19 protein-coding genes and 1 other annotated feature are annotated in these 19,069 nt (G+C 42.6%); of the genes, 16 read left to right on the top strand and 3 right to left on the bottom strand.

Going from position 1 to position 19,069, the window contains the following annotated elements; all coding sequences use genetic code 11:
• The first annotated feature begins 30 nt into the window (after positions 1-30).
• Complete coding sequence (locus tag ACKA06_RS06355) at positions 31-210, top strand: YjzC family protein (RefSeq protein WP_032089181.1); 180 nt, start codon at positions 31-33, stop codon at positions 208-210.
• 154 nt (positions 211-364) lie between these two features.
• A complete protein-coding gene (clpB, locus tag ACKA06_RS06350; RefSeq protein WP_411159293.1) occupies positions 365-2,965 on the top strand; it encodes an ATP-dependent chaperone ClpB in 2,601 nt (866 codons plus the stop codon).
• A 75-nt stretch (positions 2,966-3,040) separates the two neighbouring features.
• On the opposite strand, the gene ACKA06_RS06345 is transcribed toward clpB, so the two are convergent.
• Positions 3,041-3,226 (bottom strand): YjzD family protein, encoded by a 186-nt coding sequence (locus ACKA06_RS06345; RefSeq protein ID WP_032089179.1) that lies wholly within the window; start codon positions 3,224-3,226, stop codon positions 3,041-3,043.
• Between the two features lie 246 nt (positions 3,227-3,472).
• On the opposite strand from ACKA06_RS06345, the gene ACKA06_RS06340 reads away from it, so the two are divergent.
• From ACKA06_RS06340 to ACKA06_RS06300, 9 genes are all read left to right on the top strand, one after another.
• Positions 3,473-4,216 carry a hypothetical protein gene (locus tag ACKA06_RS06340; RefSeq protein ID WP_032089178.1) on the top strand — a complete coding sequence of 248 codons (744 nt, stop codon included), beginning with the start codon at positions 3,473-3,475 and terminating at the stop codon, positions 4,214-4,216.
• Positions 4,217-4,237: 21 nt separating this feature from the next.
• Positions 4,238-4,963 carry a hypothetical protein gene (locus ACKA06_RS06335; RefSeq protein ID WP_411159292.1) on the top strand — a complete coding sequence of 242 codons (726 nt, stop codon included), beginning with the start codon at positions 4,238-4,240 and terminating at the stop codon, positions 4,961-4,963.
• Positions 4,964-5,090: 127 nt separating this feature from the next.
• On the top strand, positions 5,091-6,062 hold the full coding sequence (locus tag ACKA06_RS06330) for a BMP family ABC transporter substrate-binding protein (RefSeq protein WP_058298241.1): 972 nt from the start codon (positions 5,091-5,093) through the stop codon (positions 6,060-6,062).
• Entirely contained in the window at positions 6,059-6,253 is a 195-nt protein-coding gene (locus ACKA06_RS06325; protein WP_032089175.1) for a ComZ family protein, read from the top strand. Before ACKA06_RS06330 ends, ACKA06_RS06325 begins: the two co-directional genes overlap by 4 nt.
• A 159-nt stretch (positions 6,254-6,412) precedes the next feature.
• Complete coding sequence (locus ACKA06_RS06320) at positions 6,413-7,345, top strand: beta-ketoacyl-ACP synthase III (protein ID WP_032089174.1); 933 nt, start codon at positions 6,413-6,415, stop codon at positions 7,343-7,345.
• A 43-nt stretch (positions 7,346-7,388) separates the two neighbouring features.
• Positions 7,389-8,630, top strand: a complete 1,242-nt coding sequence (fabF, locus tag ACKA06_RS06315; protein WP_411159291.1) for a beta-ketoacyl-ACP synthase II — start codon at positions 7,389-7,391, stop codon at positions 8,628-8,630.
• Positions 8,631-8,751: 121 nt separating this feature from the next.
• Positions 8,752-9,534 (top strand): DUF2268 domain-containing protein, encoded by a 783-nt coding sequence (locus tag ACKA06_RS06310; protein ID WP_052011657.1) that lies wholly within the window; start codon positions 8,752-8,754, stop codon positions 9,532-9,534.
• 103 nt (positions 9,535-9,637) lie between these two features.
• Complete coding sequence (locus ACKA06_RS06305; protein ID WP_032089172.1) at positions 9,638-9,859, top strand: hypothetical protein; 222 nt, start codon at positions 9,638-9,640, stop codon at positions 9,857-9,859.
• 83 nt (positions 9,860-9,942) lie between these two features.
• Entirely contained in the window at positions 9,943-10,692 is a 750-nt protein-coding gene (locus tag ACKA06_RS06300; RefSeq protein WP_032089171.1) for a YjbA family protein, read from the top strand.
• Between the two features lie 87 nt (positions 10,693-10,779).
• Here the strand turns inward: ACKA06_RS06300 and trpS are convergent, their stop codons facing one another.
• Together trpS and ACKA06_RS06290 are read right to left on the bottom strand one after the other, a co-directional pair.
• Complete coding sequence (gene trpS / locus ACKA06_RS06295; protein WP_198258280.1) at positions 10,780-11,778, bottom strand: tryptophan--tRNA ligase; 999 nt, start codon at positions 11,776-11,778, stop codon at positions 10,780-10,782.
• Between the two features lie 51 nt (positions 11,779-11,829).
• Positions 11,830-12,075 (bottom strand) — a binding site (T-box leader).
• A gap of 39 nt (positions 12,076-12,114) precedes the next feature.
• Positions 12,115-12,498, bottom strand: a complete 384-nt coding sequence (locus tag ACKA06_RS06290; protein WP_032089169.1) for a DUF3899 domain-containing protein — start codon at positions 12,496-12,498, stop codon at positions 12,115-12,117.
• A 500-nt stretch (positions 12,499-12,998) separates the two neighbouring features.
• Here ACKA06_RS06290 and ACKA06_RS06285 point away from each other — a divergent pair, with 500 nt between their 5' ends.
• The 5 genes from ACKA06_RS06285 to ACKA06_RS06265 all read left to right on the top strand — a co-directional run bounded on the left by ACKA06_RS06285 (position 12,999) and on the right by ACKA06_RS06265 (position 18,805).
• A complete protein-coding gene (locus ACKA06_RS06285) occupies positions 12,999-14,651 on the top strand; it encodes a peptide ABC transporter substrate-binding protein (RefSeq protein WP_032089168.1) in 1,653 nt (550 codons plus the stop codon).
• Between the two features lie 170 nt (positions 14,652-14,821).
• On the top strand, positions 14,822-15,751 hold the full coding sequence (gene opp3b, locus ACKA06_RS06280; protein ID WP_032089167.1) for an oligopeptide ABC transporter permease: 930 nt from the start codon (positions 14,822-14,824) through the stop codon (positions 15,749-15,751).
• The gene (opp3C, locus tag ACKA06_RS06275; protein WP_032089166.1) at positions 15,751-16,776 is read left to right on the top strand and encodes an oligopeptide ABC transporter permease; all 1,026 of its coding nucleotides are present in this window, start codon (positions 15,751-15,753) and stop codon (positions 16,774-16,776) included. Before opp3b ends, opp3C begins: the two co-directional genes overlap by 1 nt.
• A 20-nt stretch (positions 16,777-16,796) precedes the next feature.
• Positions 16,797-17,870, top strand: coding sequence for an ABC transporter ATP-binding protein (locus ACKA06_RS06270; protein WP_032089165.1), 1,074 nt, complete (start codon positions 16,797-16,799; stop codon positions 17,868-17,870).
• Complete coding sequence (locus ACKA06_RS06265) at positions 17,870-18,805, top strand: ABC transporter ATP-binding protein (protein ID WP_032089164.1); 936 nt, start codon at positions 17,870-17,872, stop codon at positions 18,803-18,805. Before ACKA06_RS06270 ends, ACKA06_RS06265 begins: the two co-directional genes overlap by 1 nt.
• Positions 18,806-19,069: the final 264 nt, after the last annotated feature.

Below are 19,069 nucleotides of genomic sequence, written 5' to 3'. Positions count from 1 at the left end.
GCGATGCTTCAAAACGAGGAGGTATCATGAATGGGACAACCAAGACATTTCAGGGGCGGAGAAAAAGCTCCGAACAATGGGATCTATATCGAAATTGGTGAAACCGGCAGCAATGTAAACAATCCTCAAAAGCTAAAAATGAAAGCGGGAGACCGGTTTCCTGAGAACTCCAACCACAACCGCCATTGGACATATATGAGAAAACCATAACGACAGGCCAGGAGCAAGGATTACCGTTTTGATATAAAGGGAATGAACATACTACATTTTCCTTTCAACCGGTCATCCTTGTTCTTTTTCTTTTTTGTGGATAGGATATATAATAGGTACAAAGGTCAATGAAGGTCAATAGAGGTGTTTAAAGATGAATTATGAATCCATGACACACAGCATTCAAGAAGGCCTTGCTTCTGCAGGGCAGCTCGCAAAAGAGTATAAGCACACTGAGATACGGATTTTACACTTATGGAAAGCGCTGAACCAAACGGGGGAAGGCCTGCTTCCCTCCATATATGAAAAGGCAGGGGTAAGGTCGGCGGATTTAAATGATTTCCTGGATAAGCAGCTTAAGGGCATCCCTGAGGTTGAGGGAAGCGGGGTCCAGTATGGCAACTATATATCAAGTGAATTGAACCGCCTTTTACAAGACAGTGAAATAGTTCAAAAAAAGTGGGAGGATGATTTCTTATCCATTGAGCACTTGATCCTCGCACTGTCCCAACAAAGGGATCATGCCATCACTGTATATATGAAAGAAAGAGGTATAAACAAAGATAAGCTTTCAGAAATCATCACTTCCGTAAGAGGGGGAAAAAAGGTGAGTACACAAAATCCTGAAGTTACATATGAAGCTCTGAAAAAATATGGAAGGGATCTTGTAGCGGAAGTCAAATCCGGTAAGCTAGATCCCGTCATCGGCCGGGACAGTGAGATCCGCCATGTGATCCGCATCCTTTCGAGAAAAACAAAAAACAATCCTGTTTTGATCGGAGAACCGGGTGTAGGAAAAACAGCCATCGTCGAAGGACTTGCCCAGAGGATTGTCAGAAAGGACGTTCCTGAGGGGCTGAAGGATAAAACTATTTTTGAACTTGATATGAGTTCACTCGTCGCCGGTGCAAAATTCCGCGGAGAATTCGAAGAAAGACTAAAAGCGGTCCTGACGGAAGTGAAGAAAAGCGAAGGAAGGATCCTTTTATTCATCGATGAACTGCACACGATTGTAGGGGCTGGAAAAACAGAAGGTGCCATGGATGCCGGCAACATTTTGAAGCCTATGCTTGCAAGGGGGGAACTCCACTGTATCGGGGCCACAACATTGAACGAATACCGAAAATACATCGAAAAAGATCCGGCGCTTGAACGGCGTTTTCAACAAGTGATGGTACAGGAGCCGGATGTGGAAGACACCGTGTCTATCCTGAGGGGGTTAAAGGAAAGATTCGAAATTCACCATGGAGTCAATATCCACGATCGGGCAATCGTTGCAGCGGCAAAATTGTCGGACAGGTACATTTCCGATCGCTTCCTTCCAGATAAAGCAATAGACCTCGTTGATGAAGCATGTGCCATGATCAGGACTGAAATAGATTCGATGCCAACCGAGCTTGATGAAGTGACAAGGAAAGTCATGCAGCTGGAAATCGAGGAAGCAGCGTTGACAAAGGAAAAAGATGAACAAAGCAAGGAACGCCTTGCACGTATCAGAGAAGAGTTAAGCAATCTGAAAGAAAAAGCCGATGGGATGAAGCTTAAGTGGTTAAAAGAAAAAGAAAGCATTGGGATTGTCCAGGAGAAGAGGGAAGAGCTGGAGAAGCTTAGACGGCAGTTGGAAGAGGCGGAAAGCGATTATGACTTAAACAGGGCAGCAGAACTGCGTCATGGAAAGATACCAGCCATGGAAAAGGAACTGCAAACTGTTGAGCAGGAAATGATGGAAGAACAGGAAGGCAGGCTCCTGAGAGAAGAAGTGACGGAAGAAGAAGTCGCAAACATAGTAGCCAGATGGACGGGGATCCCTATAACCAAACTGGTGGAAGGGGAAAGGGAAAAACTCCTTAAACTGGAAAAAATACTGCATGAACGCGTCATCGGCCAGGATGAAGCAGTCGAGCTTGTCAGTGATGCGGTTATCCGTGCTAGAGCCGGAATCAAGGATCCAAACCGGCCGATCGGCTCTTTCATCTTCCTAGGACCGACCGGAGTCGGGAAAACAGAGCTTGGAAAGACCCTTGCCCATACCCTGTTTGACAGTGAAGAGCAGATGATCCGCATTGATATGTCTGAATATATGGAGAAGCACGCAGTATCAAGACTGGTCGGTGCCCCTCCCGGTTATGTCGGTTATGAAGAAGGCGGCCAGTTGACTGAAGCCATCAGAAGGAAGCCTTACTCGGTCATCCTGCTGGATGAAATCGAAAAGGCCCATCCGGAAGTGTTCAATATTTTACTGCAAATGCTTGATGACGGACGCATAACCGATTCACAAGGCAGAACCGTCGATTGTAAGAACACTGTCATCATCATGACTTCAAATATAGGCTCCTCACACTTGCTGGAAAGAAATAAAGGGCAGGAAGAAATAGATGAAGATACAAAGGATTTAGTCATGAAGCAGCTCCGAAGCTCGTTCAGGCCGGAATTCCTGAACCGTGTGGATGATATCATACTATTCAAGCCGCTCAGCATCGAAAATGTAAAAGGCATCATCGAAAAGCTTCTCACAGAATTACAGTCCCGCGTTGAGGAACAGCAAATAACCATTAATCTGACAGATAAAGCGAAGGGATTCATTGCAGAATCCGCTTACGACCCCGTCTACGGAGCGCGCCCGTTAAAACGCTATCTCCAAAGGGAAGTTGAAACCAAACTCGCAAGGGAAATGATCGCAGGCAGCATCGGGGCAAACAAAGAAGTCATCATTGATGCAGATGACCAGGGGCTGACACTATCGGTATCCGGTTAAGAATGAGCTTACTGTAATTGCATATCCAGCAGAATAAAGATGAAATATAAAAAGCAGCCCCAAAAAGGCTGCTTTTTAATGATGATCTTCTACAGGATCGTTCGGGATGATCAAAGTCATCACAAATAGTAAAACTGTGATTACAACTGATAATACCAAACCTGTCATAAAATGAAATGATAATCCATTCATTGAACTAACAACGTAATTTAACATCTGAGTCAACAAAAACGCCCAGAAAAATGTCCAGAAAAATTTCACGCCAGTCACCTCATTCCTCTATATTCATCCATATGTATATGGGTTGCCACCATTTTCAATCTTTTTTATCATACCACACCTATTTAGAATAATAAATGACGAATATGTGAAAATGTAACCCCTGTCATCCGCTTCCCGTCAGCAAATAACTTGTTTGTATTTTTCCTTTGAAATAGGCGAACTTCCTTTCATAAATTTTATCTTTACATACCATGTAATGACTCACTATGTAAAAGGAGAATTCCGATGAATCAGCGATTGTTTAAGTTAGATCAAGAGTGGTGCAGGATTCATTATCCTGAAAGGCCAAACGGATTTGCCATAATGATTCTCGGTGACCACCATCATTACGTCGATCATAAAACGAGCTTTTGGGATCAGCACGAAGCCAGGAAAAAATGGATAAGAGATTTAACGGCAAAAGGGTATATTGTTTTTTACAGCAACCTTTATGGAGCTAATTGGGGAAGCGAACAGGCAGTAGAATTAGCGGGCAGGCTGTACGAATATGTAAAAAGGCGTGAAATCATCAACAGCAAGATTCATATTCTTGCAGAAGGGATGGGCGCCCTCGTCTTCAAAGAACTCTATCCCAGAATGGAAAAGGAAATAAGAGGAGTGGTCATGCTTACACCCTGTCTTTCTATTTACGAACTGATCAAGCATGAAAAAGAACAAAAATTTTTCTATAAAAAGCTTCTCAAAGAATTAACGGCTTCTCGTGGGATAAAAGAAGAGGACTATGAACAGCTGCTCATACCATCCAACCATGATAATGCAGCATTTAAGGACAGCCCCATTCCCCTTTATATCATTCAATCCTATAATGTTAATCGTTATAAAAATCAATTCTCACTCATAAAAGATATATATAAACATCGTTTAGAGAAAGGGTTGTCAACTGATCTCTTTTACGTTGTACCAGAAAAGAGAGATTCACTTGGAATGAAATTCGCCTCTTACTTCTCTTTACATGAGAAAGTACTATAGTCTTGATTAGGAGTGAGTGATTTGAATCATGCAGTTGTATTTGCTGCACAGCAGTATTTGGGATTTGAACTCTGCCGGGCACTTCTGGAAAAAGGGTGGACTGTAACAGCTGTGGATGATGAGGTGGACACAGGGGATAAATGGATGGAAATCGGGAGAAACGCTAACATTCAATATGTTCCTGTAGAAAAGTGGGATCGGGAACTGCCGATTGAATGCAGGCTGTTTCTCCCTTATTATGACCAAGTCGGAGGCAGGAGTCTGCAATGCCTTTCCCCATCTGTAATCGGTAATATCAAGAGTGGTGAAGACGGAATTCCGGAAATCGTGCGGATTTTCCCGAATCAAACAGAAAGGAATATCGGCAGCAATTCCAGTGATGCAGCTTCCGCCACTTTTTATCTGCCTACACTGTATGGGGGCCATCAGCCATCGCAATTCTTATTTGCACAGCTCCTGGAGGGGAAAAGAGAAAACGAAAGCAAGTACGAGGATGATCCAAGCGGTGCAATATATGTGAAAGATGCAGCGATTTCCATCCTGAAACATTCAGGAAGGCAGGGGACTTTTTCTTTAAGATCCCTTTCTGAAAACAGCTGGGAAGAAGCTCTTTCCTATATAACTGAAGATCCCTTTGCTCCTATTGAGAAAGAACGGTCCATGATAGGGAAACCCATCATTGTCCATCCCTCCAAATGTCATGAATCCATATTGAAAGAGCAGAAATTAGTGATGAACTCTTTCTGAAAGAATGAATGAGAAAAGTTTTTCTTTTATATGGATACGGATGGAGGTAAAATGGACATATTGGTGTAATATTTTTCTAATGATACTTTTTATCAGCGCTGCATTGGCTTTAAAGGAGTTGCTGCACATGAGAAAGAAACGAACCTTTTTTATTCTCGCTATTTTAGTACTTTGCTTGAGCGGATGCATGAAAGAGAATGTATCCGATGAATTGGATAATGTAGGTCTCTTAGTCCCGGAAACCGTTAATGATGGTGTTTGGGGAACAAAAGGCTACAAAGGATTATTGAAAATACAATCAAAACACGATGTAGACGTATTTTATAAAGAGAGCATGAACAATGATACATCAATCGAACAGGCGATCAAGCAATACGATCAAGACGGCGTCAACCTTGTTTTTGGACATGGAAGTGAATATGCTGATGTTTTTAACCGTACAGCCAAAGAGTATCCCGATATCCATTTTGTCAGTTTTAATGGAGAGGCAACTGAAAAAAATACAACCAGTTTAGCGTTCAAAGGGTATTCGATGGGATTTTTCGGGGGGATGACAGCGGCCCACCATTCCAAGACGAATAAAATCGGTGTGATCGCCGCCTTTGACTGGCAGCCTGAAGTACAAGGGTTTGTTGACGGCGCTAAACACCAGAATAAAGACATTGAAGTGATTGTTGAATACACAAATCACTGGGATGACAAAGAAAGGGCGCTTGAGCGGTTGGATTCGCTCGTGAAGAAGGATGCCGATGTTGTATATCCTGCCGGGGACGGCTATAATGTAGCTGTTATCGAAGAACTGAAAGAGGAAGGATTATTTGCAATCGGATATGTATCCGATCAATCTGACCTTGGTGAATCAACTGTACTAACAAGTACGGTGCAGCATGCGGATAAGCTGTATGAACTGGTAGCCGATAAGGTTGCCGAGGGTGACCTATCTTCAGGGGTCCTCGAATTTGACTTTAAAGATGGAGCCGTTTCATTAGGTAAATTCAGTCCCCTGATATCAAAGGATTTTCAAAAGTCCATCAATCAGCAAGTCAAAAACTATATCGAAACAGGAAAATTACCAAACGGAAAGGAAGCAAACCAATGAACCAGGACAAATCAATGGAATTTATGCAGATCGCAATGAAGTACTTACCCCAAGCAAAACAGACACTTGATGAGGCAGGCATCGAATTATCCCCGGAAATGATCCAGCCCTTCATGACCCTGTTCACCCAGGTAATGGGAGAAGCATATGAATTAGGGAAAAGAGATGCATTACATAACGATCAAGGATAATAAAAAAGCCGCTCATATCGAGCGGTCTTTTTATTAGGGAAAACAAAATATATTGCACAAAGAATCAATATTCGTTAAAATTAGTACCAAGTCATAATAATTGATAATAAACTTATAGTATAGGGAGTAAGAAAATATAAGAAAGCAGGGGATGCCAGTATGAATACAGGAATAATCGGAATTGGGCGTTACCTTCCAGAAAAAGTTTTAACAAACGCTGACTTGGAAAAAATGGTTGATACTTCGGATGAATGGATCCGGACCCGGACAGGAATTGAAGAAAGGCGCGTAGCTGGTGAAGACACAGATACTTCAGACATGGCTTACGGGGCAGCAATGAAGGCGATTGCGGATGCTGAGATCTCACCTGAAGAGCTGGACTTAATCCTCGTTGCCACCGTAACTCCGGATCAGCCTTTCCCTTCGGTTGCCTGCCTCCTTCAGGAAAGACTGGGAGCGAAGAAAGCTGCAGCGATGGATATCAGTGCAGCATGTGCAGGTTTCATGTATGGGATGATCACGGCAAAACAATTCATCGATAATGGTGCTTACAAGAACGTTCTGGTAGTAGGAGTGGAAAAGCTCTCAAAGATTACTGATTGGGACGATCGAAATACAGCTGTGCTGTTCGGTGATGCAGCAGGAGCTGCGGTACTCGGTCAAGTTCCTGATGGAAAAGGGATTCTTGCCTTCGAACTAGGGGCGGATGGTTCAGGAGCGAAACACTTGTATCAGGAAGAAAACATTGTGATGAACGGCAGGGAAGTGTTCAAATTCGCTGTTCGCCAAATGGGTGAATCCAGTGTGAATGTCATTGAAAAAGCTGGCTTGAAGAAAGAAGATGTAGACTTCCTGATTCCTCATCAGGCAAACATCAGGATCATGGAAGCTGCAAGGCAGCGTCTGGAACTTCCGGTTGAAAAAATGTCCAAAACGGTTAATAAATACGGCAATACATCAGCTGCCTCCATTCCGGTTTCTTTAGTTGAAGATCTACAGGATGGAAGAGTCAAGGAAGGCGATGTAGTAGTCATGGTAGGATTCGGCGGCGGCCTCACCTGGGGCGCGATCGTCATGCGCTGGGGTAAATAAAATGTAATTCTTCTATAAATTGTTTCTAAAGGAGATGGATCGAATGAGTAAAAAACGTGTTGTCATTACTGGTTTAGGTGCGGTTACACCATTAGGGAATGATGTACAATCGACCTGGAGCGGTATTCTGGAAGGAAAGACGGGTATCGGACCGTTAACCAGGCTGAATGCCGATGATTATCCTGCGAAAGTAGCAGCGGAATTGAAGGATTTTGATATCGAACAATATGTAGAACGTAAAGAAGCCCGTAAGATGGACCGATTCACCCACTATGCGGTTGCAGCTTCCATGATGGCAGTCAAAGATGCAAATCTGGAAATCAACGATGAAAATGCTCATCGGGTAGGGGTATGGATCGGATCGGGAATCGGCGGAATGGAAACATTTGAAAACCAGTACGAAACATTTCAAAAGCGCGGATACCGGAGAGTAAGTCCGTTCTTCGTTCCAATGATCATACCCGATATGGCAACCGGCCAAGTTTCTATCATGCTCGGTGCTAAAGGAGTCAACTCTTGTACGGTTACCGCTTGTGCAACGGGTACAAACTCCATCGGTGATGCTTTCAAGGTCATTCAGCGCGGAGATGCAGACGTCATGATTTCCGGCGGAGCGGAAGCACCGATCACCAAAATGTCTGTTGCAGGATTCTGTGCCAATACAGCACTGTCAACCAACACAGATCCCGAAAAGGCTTCACGTCCATTCGATGCGAACCGTGACGGATTCGTAATGGGAGAAGGGGCTGGGGTTGTCGTATTGGAGGAACTGGAACATGCCTTGAAACGCGGCGCAACCATTTATGCTGAAGTGACGGGCTATGGTAGCACGGGTGATGCCTATCATATCACTGCACCTGCACCGGCAGGGGAAGGCGGCGCAAGAGCGATGAAAATGGCCCTTGAAGATGGAGGGGTTCGTCCGGAAGAGCTTGATTATATCAATGCTCACGGAACAAGTACTCCTTATAATGATAAATATGAAACAATGGCAGTCAAAGAAGTTTTTGGTGAACATGCCTATAAGCTTGCGATGAGTTCCACCAAATCAATGACGGGGCACTTGCTGGGTGCTGCCGGTGGAGTCGAAGCGATCTTTACCGTATTGGCAATGAAAGACAGCATGCTTCCACCGACAATTAACCTGGACACGCCTGATCCGGACTGCGATCTGGACTATGTGGCAAATGAAGCGAGAAAACGTGAAGTGAATGTGGCGATGAGCAACTCGCTGGGATTCGGCGGACACAATGCAACACTTGTCTTCAAGAAATATAAAAATTAACATGACGATACAATAAGCGTACGGGATCCCCGTGCGCTTTTTTTAATGGCAATTGTTCAGCTTTGCGTTGTTTCTAAAATCTCTTTTTCTACATATACATCTTAAAAAAAGAGAAAGAGGGATGAATGTGACAATCGCCCCGACTGATGAATGGCTAGAGGATTCACTGGATCATCCGATAAATTATTTAAAAAAGACGAAGCAGGGGAAATCTGACGATAATGAATCTTTGTACCAATATCTTATGAAGCATGGAATGTACCGGCCGTCAGCAGGAGCCAAAATGATTTATGAAGCGATGAAGAAAAATAAACTGTGGGATTTGTTTATGAAAATTGAAAAAGTATACAGAAATAGATGGAATGGCCCCGATGTGCCTGTTTATCTCTTGCCTGTCCAGGAAAAAAGAGGCCTTTTTCAATCATCCATGAAGAAGTCGGGAGTGTGTTTCAAGGATGAAATATATTTATTTGTGACTGAACAGGAAGACCTGAAAGAATATGAATCGTTATTTGTTCATGAGTATCATCATTGTGTAAGGATGGACAGAATGAACAAAAAAGATGAAGATTATACCCTTTTGGATTCCATCATATTTGAAGGACTGGCGGAGCATGCCGTGCGGGAGTATTGCGGATATGAATATGTTGCTTCATGGACGAAAGCTTACGATGATAAAGAACTTTCTAATTATTATGATAAATGGATAGGGCCGAATGTTGATATCACGAGGGCTAACCCGCTGCACGATCAATTGCTCCTCGGCCAGAAAGGATATCCGAAAATGCTTGGATATGCCGCAGGCTATTATCTGGTGGAAAAAGCACGTAAAAATAATAAGTTTGTGACAAAGCTCTTCCTGGGGAAGCCGTCTTCCTACTTCCTGCCCGATAAGAAGGGTTGAGACTCGGATTCAGACAGACACCCGTTTTCGTCATATATCACCCTGAAGGACATAAACTATAGTATAAAAGGACAAGCAAAAAACGAGGGTAGAGGCGGAAGGTATGGTGTTTCGTATGTTCATATTGTTTATTGGTTTTGGACTGGCCGTTTCCGGCGGGGTGAGCCTGATTATCTATCTGAACCTGCTTACAACAGGTATGACAATAATCGAATATTTATTATTTATAAGCACACGGGTAGAATGTTATCTTTTCCTGGTCGGGATTCTCATCATTACCGTAACGATCTACCTGCCTCGCAGGAAAAATAACGACTATCTATAAAAGGTGTTGAATCAGGAATATTTTTACTCCGTTCTGCCTATACTGATTGACAAATAAGATTGTAGCAAAGCGAGGGGTCAATCATGTTATATCTTCATGATGTATGGGTAAATTGGTTCGAAGGCGAAGAAAATGGCTACAATGTGTGTCATTTTCACGAATGGAGAAAAGAAGATGTCATTGAGTTGTTAGATCAAGTCCCTTTAATGAAGGTGGATACTGCACTTTTTCACTACATCGAGAATGATTTATCAGAATTACCTCAACAACTGCTGAATGATGTGTATCAAAAGGCATATTTAAGAAAGAACCATGAGCGGATTCAGCTTGATTATTGCTTTATAGTCACAGATGGGACAGGCATAATGGCGATTGATACGATTGGATATAACGTGCCGATCCGAAAGAGCAGACTAATACCGAGGCAGGAGCAGCTGGTTTATGAAATGGTGGAAGGTCATGAATCCCTTTCATACTCAGTGGATCAGGAACCGAAACCCGAGCACAACTATCATATCCTTTCCCCGAGTCCATTAGTGATGAACGGACTGACAAGGAAGGAAAGACAGTTGAAACAGCTCCTATTCATGGCGCTTGATCAGCTCCATAGTTCGAATAATACTGCCGAAATCCGATATTGGTATACGGAATGGGCACCTGAACAATACCGGGTCATTCAGCACATGGAGTTTGAAGACGTATGGAACATGTTATATGAAGAAACAAAATACGGATGGTCGGACAAGCACCTGACCCTATGTGAAAATATGATAAAAGGGCAGCCGTTTTTCGAGAAGTTATGGGAAGTTGAAAACAGGCCAAAAGTGAATTGAATGTAGGGACCTTAAGTCTGCAGCAGGCTTAAGGTTTTTTTATGCAAAAAAACCGGAGCTTGATATCAAGCCCCGGCACATCATCCATCATTTTCTCTTTCGTTCTTTTCGGCCAAGTCCCATGGCTCGTTCCATTTTCTTCAGCATCTTGCCCGCTGCACGGTTTGCTTTTTCAGCACCGCGGTCGAGAATGTCATCTAATTCATCAGAGTCGATCAATTCATTATACCGGTCCTGAATGGGCTTAATGGTGTTAACGACAACTTGAGCCAAGTCGCTTTTGAATTCACCGTATCCTTTACCGTCATATTTATGCTCCAGTTCTTCTATTGTAGTGCCTTCAAGGATAGAATAAATGGACAGCAGGTTAGAAACACCTGGTTTATTCTCTTTGTCATACTTCACGATACCGTCTGAATCAGTCACCGCGCTTTTGATTTTTTTCTCGATCTGTTTTGGATCATCGAGGAGCGTGATGAAGGATTTTTGATTGGCATCTGATTTACTCATTTTCTTTACCGGGTCCTGAAGCGACATGACGCGGGCGCCGACTTTCGGGATGCGCACTTCAGGGATGGTAAAGATGTCATTGTATTTATTATTGAAGCGCTCTGCAAGGTTACGTGTCAATTCAAGATGTTGTTTTTGATCTTCCCCGACCGGCACCAGGTTTGTTCCGTACAGCAGGATATCCGCAGCCATCAAAGGCGGGTAGGTCAAGAGGCCGGCAGAAACGGCTTCCTTTCCATGAGATTTATCCTTGAACTGTGTCATTCGCTCAAGTTCACCTATATACGTCACACACTGAAGGATCCATCCCGCCTGCGCGTGGGCAGGTACTTCCGATTGAATGAATAATGTGGATTTCTCCGGATCGATTCCGCATGCGATGTAAAGGGCAGCAAGGCTTTTGATATTTTTGCGAAGCTCCGCTTTGTCCTGCTGAACTGTAATGGCGTGCTGATCGACGACGCAGAAGTAGCAGTTATATTCATTCTGTAATTCGGTGAACTGCTTCATCGCCCCGATATAGTTACCAAGCGTAATCGTTCCGCTCGGCTGTATTCCGCTGAAAATTGTCTGCATTTCATTTTCCTCCTATATTTAAACAAAATAAAAACCCACTCGTCCTTTTAATATAGGGACGAATGGGATGATATCCGCGGTGCCACCCTAAGTACTCATTATGATGAGTCAGCTTAGTCCATGCAGTTTGCATGAAGCCCCTGTAACGTGGGACAAACCCGTTATTCGCTAATCTGCAAGTGCATTTCACAAATAAGGCTCAAAAGTCCATTCCCTAAAAAATGATTACTTGTTCACACCGGCCACAAGCTCTCTTGGAATCATTTAATAGGTACTATTCTTTATCAACGCCAGAATTTATTGATACCACTATTATAGTGAATCCATTCCTTCAATTCAAGTATACAGGAGATAGGACAACGCCAACGAAATGATAAGGAGAATACCACCTATACCAAGAAGGGATCGGGTTACCCGGTATGACCTGATCACTGAAAGTTCCACGTGGGCTTCCTTTGTGTCATCAAGATCATCGAATTGAGAGACGTACTTGCCCTGGGTTGTGCTTCTCCGGAATCTTTTCAGTGAATAAATAATTCCGTTGAAAAAACCTTTCTGAAAGATATATAAGAAGGCCCCGGCAATGAAATAAATAATTCCGGCAATAAACAAGCTGTTTATAAAGGAGAGCATGTATGTATCACCTTTAGCCAGTGAGACAGTGAGGGAAGCGATCAAGATGATAACTGCAATCAAATAAATATTAACTATACGTTTCATAATACTCCTTTATTCCTTTTTTATAGAAAGTATACACGAAGCCCATCGGTGATTTCAATTGGATTCATATATATACATTCTGGCGGATTGTGTATTCCCTTGATATACATTCATCTCTGAATAGCGCACAATCAGCCGATTATTAGAATCCTGACAACATCTGCTATTGGACTCTCAGGTTGCGCAAATTTAATAAAGAAACAGAACCCTTTATAAATATAATAGATGAAACTTTTAATCTATTTAAGATATGTAAAGATTGCAGATAGACAAAAACGGTTTATTGTAACAATTGTAATAGGACAAACACCCTAAGAATGATGGTTAAAACCTTAATATATCAAGGTTTTACTAACATATGACCTACTAATCTGATAATTTTGCAAAAAAACTGTTAAATTAATATTGCAAAAATATCTCTATCATGTATAATAAGTAACAAATCTTCTGAAAATTAGAAGATAAATAAATATGAGATTTACGAGGAGGTCAATTTCAAGATGAAGAAAAAGTTTTCATTCTTGCTGGTTCTTCTTCTGGCTCTTAGCACGTTCCTTGCTGCTTGCGGCGGCAATGACGATGCTAAAGGAGGAGATTCAGGTGAAAAAGGCGGCGACAAGCCTGCTGAAGGTAAGGAACAAGTTCTTAACCTGCTTGAGAGTTCTGAGATCCCATCAATGGACTCTACACTGGCAACTGACTCTGTTTCATTCAACGTAATGAACAACGTATTCGAAGGTCTTTACCGTTTAGGTGAGAACGACGAAGCGAAGCCTGGTATGGCTGAAAACATGGAGAAGAGTGAAGATGGATTAACTTACACATTCAAGCTCCGTGATGCTAACTGGTCAAACGGAGAGCCTGTTACGGCTAACGACTTCGTTTACGCTTGGCAAAAAGCTTTAAACCCTGACACTGGTGCAGAGTATGCGTACATCATGTACGATATCAAAAACGCTGCAAAAGTGAACGCTGGTGAAGTTCCGGTTGAAGAATTAGGTGTTAAAGCCGTTGATGACAAAACGTTGGAAGTACAGCTTGAAGGTCCTGTACCTTACTTCGAAGCATTACTTTCATTCGCAACTTTCTATCCTCAAAACCAAAAATTCGTTGAAGAACAAGGCGATCAATATGGTCTTGAAGCGGGTAACACATTATACAATGGTCCTTTCACACTTTCTGAGTGGAAGCACGAACAAAGCTTCAAATTATCCAAGAATGATAACTACTGGGATAAAGATACTGTGAAGTTGAAAGAAGTTAACTTCAACATCGTTAAAGATACTGCAACTGCAGTTAACCTTTATGAAACTGAAAAAGCTGACGTAACTGGTCTTTCAGCTGAATTTGTTGACAAGTACAAAGATGATCCTAACTTCAAAACACGTGCGGATACTGCTGTATATTTCCTTCGTCTGAACCAGAAGAACGAAGTATTGGCTAACGTAAACGCTCGTAAAGCAATCGATGCTGCATATGACAAGCAAGGTATGGTCGACGTTCTTATGAACAACGGTTCAATCCCTGCTTACTACCTGGTACCAAAAGACTTCGTTTCTGGTCCAGATGGTGCTGAGTACCGTGAAACTGTCGGAGATTTCGGCGGTTACGATGTTGAGAAAGCAAAAGAATACTGGGCTAAGGCGAAAGAAGAGCTTGGTAAAGATTCTGTTGAGCTGGAACTACTAAACTATGATTCTGAAAGCTCTAAGAAAATCGGTGAGTTCATTAAAGAACAGCTTGAAACAAACCTTGAAGGTTTGACTGTTTCAATCAAAGCACAGCCGTTCAAGCAAAAGCTTGATTTAGAATCAAAAGGTCAATATGACTTCTCATTCGCTGGATGGGGTCCTGACTATCCAGATCCGATGACATTCATCGACATGTTCGTTACAGATGGAGCTCATAACCAAATGGCTTACTCTAACGAAAAATATGATGAGCTAGTTGAAAAAGCTAAGGGTGAACTTGCAAGTGATCTTGAAGCTCGCTGGCAGGCTATGATCGACGCAGAGAAAATCCTTTTCGAAGATCAAGCGATCAGCCCGATGTACCAGAACGGTACTTCTTACCTAGAGCGTCCATATGTTAAAGGTATCCTTCGCCATTCATTTGGTGCTGATAACTCTTACAAGTGGGCTTCAGTTGAGTAATTAATAGCTCAATGACAAACTGAAAAGGGAGAGTGTATGCATGGGCATACGCTCTCCTTTTCCACTGAATGTCGAAAAAAATCTAAAAAGTAAAAATAGATTGAAAATTTGTCGAATAACTATATAATATATTATGTATTGAAAAAATAGACAAAAAGGGGGGCTAAAGAATGGTCAGATATACAATTCAACGACTCGTTTATATGATCATCACTTTGGTTATCATTGCTACCGCTACTTTCTTTCTGATGAAGCTCCTTCCTGGATCTCCACTACAAAATCAAGAAAGGCTGTCTCCGGAACAACAGCAAATCATCTTGGATAAATACGGTCTGAATGACCCGCTACCTGTGCAGTACGTAAACTACATGGCTGGACTTGCACAAGGTGATTTGGGATTATCTTTCCAGTACGACAACCGTCCGGTTACACAAATGATCGGGGAACGTATTGGTCCTTCCGCACTTCTCGGTTTCCAATCAATCGTATTAGGAACAATTGTCGGGTTACTAGTTGGTATCATTGCAGCAATCAAACATAATACTGTGTGGGATTACGGTTCAACCTTCCTGGCAGTACTGGGGATTTCGATCCCTTCATTCGTATTTGCAGGACTTCTCCAATACTATGTTGGGGTTAAGCTTGAATGGTTCCCTGTAGCACTGTGGGGAGAGTATAAGCACACCGTTTTACCTACATTGGCATTAACGGTAGGTGTTGTGGCAACGATTGCACGTTTTATGCGAACTGAAATGCTTGAAATCCTTGGTTCAGATTATATCCTGCTTGCCAAAGCAAAGGGGATATCGAAGACTGGAACTGTCGTAAAGCACGCGGTCCGGAATGCGATGATACCTATCATCACGATTTTAGGCCCAATGACTGTAAGCATTATGACAGGAACACTTGTTATCGAGCGTATTTTCGCTGTCCCAGGTTTGGGGGATCAATTCGTTCGTTCGATTGAAATGAATGACTATACAGTCATAATGGGTGTGACTTTATTCTATAGTGCATTATTGATTGCGGTCATCTTCTTAGTGGATATTATGTATGGAATTATCGACCCGCGTATTCGTTTGGCTGGAGGGAAGAAATAATGGAAACAAATAAACGAAAATTAGAACAGCTTAGTCCAGAACTCTTCCAGCAGCAAAAAGCTAATGAGGAAGAAGCAGAAAAAATCTCGCGTCCCACTCTGAACTTTTGGCAGGACGCATGGATTAGACTCCGAAAAAGCAGGGGTGCAATGATTGGGATCGTCATCATGCTGATAGTTGCATTTTTTGCCATATTTGGACCTGGAATGAATGACCATAAATTCAGTGATCAAGAAATCCGTCATGCAAAACTCCCGCCTAAAATTGAAGCGCTTTCAGGAATCAGCTGGCTTCCGTTTGACGGTAAGGATGCTGATGGGTTTGATGTTTACGAATCAAGACAAGTAGAAGAAAATTACTGGTTCGGTACAGATGATTTGGGACGAGACCTTTGGACCAGAACATGGAGCGGTACAAGGATATCTTTATATATTGGTATTCTTGCAGCTTTCATTGATTTCTTAATCGGTATTTCCTATGGGGGCATCTCCGGTTACTATGGAGGAAAAGTAGATGACATCATGCAGCGTATCATTGAAATCCTTGTCGGGATTCCAAACTTGATTGTTGTCATTCTATTTATCTTGGTCTTTGAACCAGGGATCTTCTCGATTACAATGGCGATGGTCATAACCGGTTGGACAACTATGGCGAGGATTGTCCGCGGCCAGGTATTACAACTGAAGAATCAGGAATTCGTCCTTGCATCCCGTACTTTGGGAGCAAGCAGTAATCGACTGATTTTCAAACATTTACTTCCAAACGTAATGGGACCTGTCATCATCACCACGATGTTCACAGTTCCTGGTGCAATTTATACTGAAGCATTCTTAAGCTTTATCGGGTTGGGTATCGCACCGCCTAAAGCTTCATTGGGATCATTGGTAAACGACGGTTATAAGTCGATCCAATCATTCCCGCATATGATGCTTGTTCCATCTGTTGTTATCTCGTTGGTTATCTTGAGCTTTAACCTGATGGCAGACGGTCTGAGAGATGCACTCGATCCGAAAATGCGTAAGTAATGGAAGGGAGATAAGAAAATATGTCAAAGAGAATACTAGAAGTTAACAATCTTCATGTCTCCTTCAATACGCATGGAGGAGAAGTAAAAGCTGTCCGCGGTGTGGATTTCCACCTGGACAAAGGGGAAACACTTGCCATCGTTGGTGAATCGGGTTCCGGTAAGTCGGTTACGACGAAAGCTGTTATGAGATTAATTCCAAATCCACCTGGATTCATAAAAGATGGCGAAATTAAATTTGAAGGCCGGGACCTTGCCACACTTTCTGAAAAAGCGATGGAAAAGGTAAGGGGTAAGGATATCTCGATGATATTTCAGGATCCTATGACGTCCTTGAATCCTACTATGACAATCGGAAAACAAATCATGGAACCTCTTGTTAAACACCAGAACATGAGCAAAAGTGATGCTAGAAAGAGAGCAATAGAGTTATTGAAATTAGTAGGACTGCCAAGTCCGGAAGCAAGAATTAAACAATACCCGCATCAATTCTCGGGTGGGCAGCGTCAGCGTGTGGTAATTGCAATTGCGTTAGCTTGCAACCCTAAAATTCTCATTGCAGATGAACCGACCACTGCACTCGACGTTACAATTCAAGCACAGATCCTTGAATTGATGAAGGATCTGCAAACAAAAATCGAAACTTCGATCATCTTTATCACCCATGACCTTGGTGTCGTTGCAAATGTAGCCGATCGTGTTGCAGTCATGTACGGGGGACAAATCGTAGAGTCCGGAACTGTCGATGAAATCTTCTATGATCCACGTCATCCATATACGTGGGGACTAATTGGATCTATGCCTACGACCGATACAGAAGGGGAACAGGAGTTGGTGGCAATTCCCGGAACGCCTCCTGATCTGTTGAATCCTCCTCCTGGGGATGCATTTGCGCTAAGAAGCGAGTATGCAATGAAAATCGATTTCGAGCAGGAACCGCCATACTACAAAGTATCGGACACACATTTAGTTAAATCGTGGCTGATGCATCCAAGTGCACCAAACGTTGAGCCTCCTGAAGCAGTTAAACTGAGACATCGAAAAATGCCGTCTAACTATGCTGAGCCGGTACTAGTTGAGGAGGTCCGTTCATAATGGCTGAAAAGTTACTTGAAATTAAAAACCTGAAACAATACTTCAACCCTGGAAAACCGAATATGGTCAAGGCGGTTGATGATATTTCTTTCGATATTTACAAAGGTGAAACGCTAGGACTTGTTGGAGAATCCGGTTGCGGAAAATCAACAACCGGACGTACGATCATCCGCCTGTATGATGCCACTGACGGCCAGGTTCTTTTTGAAGGCGACGATGTACACGGTAAGAAGAGCAGATCCCAGTTGAAGAAGTTCAACCGGAAAATGCAGATGATTTTCCAAGACCCTTATGCATCTCTTAACCCACGCCTGAAAGTACAAGATATCATCGCAGAGGGCATCGATATTCACGGACTTGCTTCCTCTAAAGAAGAACGTCTTAGAAAGGTCCATGAACTCCTTGAGACGGTTGGTTTAAACAAGGAGCACGCAGGACGTTATCCGCATGAGTTCTCAGGCGGACAAAGACAGCGTATCGGTATTGCACGTGCCCTTGCAGTAGATCCTGATTTTATCATTGCCGATGAGCCGATCTCTGCACTTGACGTATCGATCCAGGCACAGGTCGTCAATTTGATGCAGCAGCTTCAGAAAGAAAAAGGGTTGACTTATCTGTTCATTGCCCATGACCTGTCAATGGTAAAATACATCAGTGACCGTATCGGGGTAATGTATTTTGGTAAATTAGTAGAATTGGCACCAAGTGATGCTTTGTATAAGAACCCGCTTCACCCTTATACCCAGTCTCTGCTTTCTGCGATTCCACTACCAGATCCAGAGTATGAACGCACACGCAGAAGAAAAGAATACGATCCTGCGGTTCACAATTATACGGAAGAAGATCAGCTTGAAATGCGCGAGGTTGCGCCGGGGCACTTTGTATACTGCTCTGAAAAAGAGTTTGCGCAATATCAGGCACAGTATAAAGCCTGATATATTAAAGCTCCCTTGAAAAGGGGGCTTTTTTTCTTTATTCCACATCCAGAAAACGATAAACTTCTTCTTTTTCAAATGGAAAATACATATTCTGTTTATAAGAAATGTTATTCTTAAAATCCTTTTTGAGGGAGATATATCGTTACAGAAATCAGTCAAACTGATTTCCTCGGAAATTCACCCACTTTAGGTGTATATTCCCTGTCCCTTGAAGTTATTTCCTTGTTAAAATAGTAACAAGTGTTACAATTTTTAGTAGAT

It is taken from the genome of Rossellomorea oryzaecorticis (assembly GCF_045897515.1).
GTDB classification, from domain to species: Bacteria; Bacillota; Bacilli; order Bacillales; family Bacillaceae_B; genus Rossellomorea; species Rossellomorea enclensis.
This window is presented reverse-complemented; position numbering and strand designations above follow the sequence as displayed.

Coding starts and splice junctions, on each gene's coding strand:
- ACKA06_RS06290 (WP_032089169.1), bottom strand. CDS start 12,498: ATGAAACGTATAGTTAATATTTATTTGATTGCAGTTATCATCTTGATC.
- ACKA06_RS06355 (WP_032089181.1), top strand. CDS start 31: ATGGGACAACCAAGACATTTCAGGGGCGGAGAAAAAGCTCCGAACAAT.
- ACKA06_RS06270 (WP_032089165.1), top strand. CDS start 16,797: ATGTCAAAGAGAATACTAGAAGTTAACAATCTTCATGTCTCCTTCAAT.
- ACKA06_RS06330 (WP_058298241.1), top strand. CDS start 5,091: ATGAGAAAGAAACGAACCTTTTTTATTCTCGCTATTTTAGTACTTTGC.
- opp3C (WP_032089166.1), top strand. CDS start 15,751: ATGGAAACAAATAAACGAAAATTAGAACAGCTTAGTCCAGAACTCTTC.
- ACKA06_RS06325 (WP_032089175.1), top strand. CDS start 6,059: ATGAACCAGGACAAATCAATGGAATTTATGCAGATCGCAATGAAGTAC.
- ACKA06_RS06310 (WP_052011657.1), top strand. CDS start 8,752: ATGAATGTGACAATCGCCCCGACTGATGAATGGCTAGAGGATTCACTG.
- ACKA06_RS06305 (WP_032089172.1), top strand. CDS start 9,638: ATGGTGTTTCGTATGTTCATATTGTTTATTGGTTTTGGACTGGCCGTT.
- ACKA06_RS06285 (WP_032089168.1), top strand. CDS start 12,999: ATGAAGAAAAAGTTTTCATTCTTGCTGGTTCTTCTTCTGGCTCTTAGC.
- ACKA06_RS06340 (WP_032089178.1), top strand. CDS start 3,473: ATGAATCAGCGATTGTTTAAGTTAGATCAAGAGTGGTGCAGGATTCAT.
- clpB (WP_411159293.1), top strand. CDS start 365: ATGAATTATGAATCCATGACACACAGCATTCAAGAAGGCCTTGCTTCT.
- ACKA06_RS06300 (WP_032089171.1), top strand. CDS start 9,943: ATGTTATATCTTCATGATGTATGGGTAAATTGGTTCGAAGGCGAAGAA.
- ACKA06_RS06265 (WP_032089164.1), top strand. CDS start 17,870: ATGGCTGAAAAGTTACTTGAAATTAAAAACCTGAAACAATACTTCAAC.
- opp3b (WP_032089167.1), top strand. CDS start 14,822: ATGGTCAGATATACAATTCAACGACTCGTTTATATGATCATCACTTTG.
- fabF (WP_411159291.1), top strand. CDS start 7,389: ATGAGTAAAAAACGTGTTGTCATTACTGGTTTAGGTGCGGTTACACCA.
- trpS (WP_198258280.1), bottom strand. CDS start 11,778: ATGCAGACAATTTTCAGCGGAATACAGCCGAGCGGAACGATTACGCTT.
- ACKA06_RS06320 (WP_032089174.1), top strand. CDS start 6,413: ATGAATACAGGAATAATCGGAATTGGGCGTTACCTTCCAGAAAAAGTT.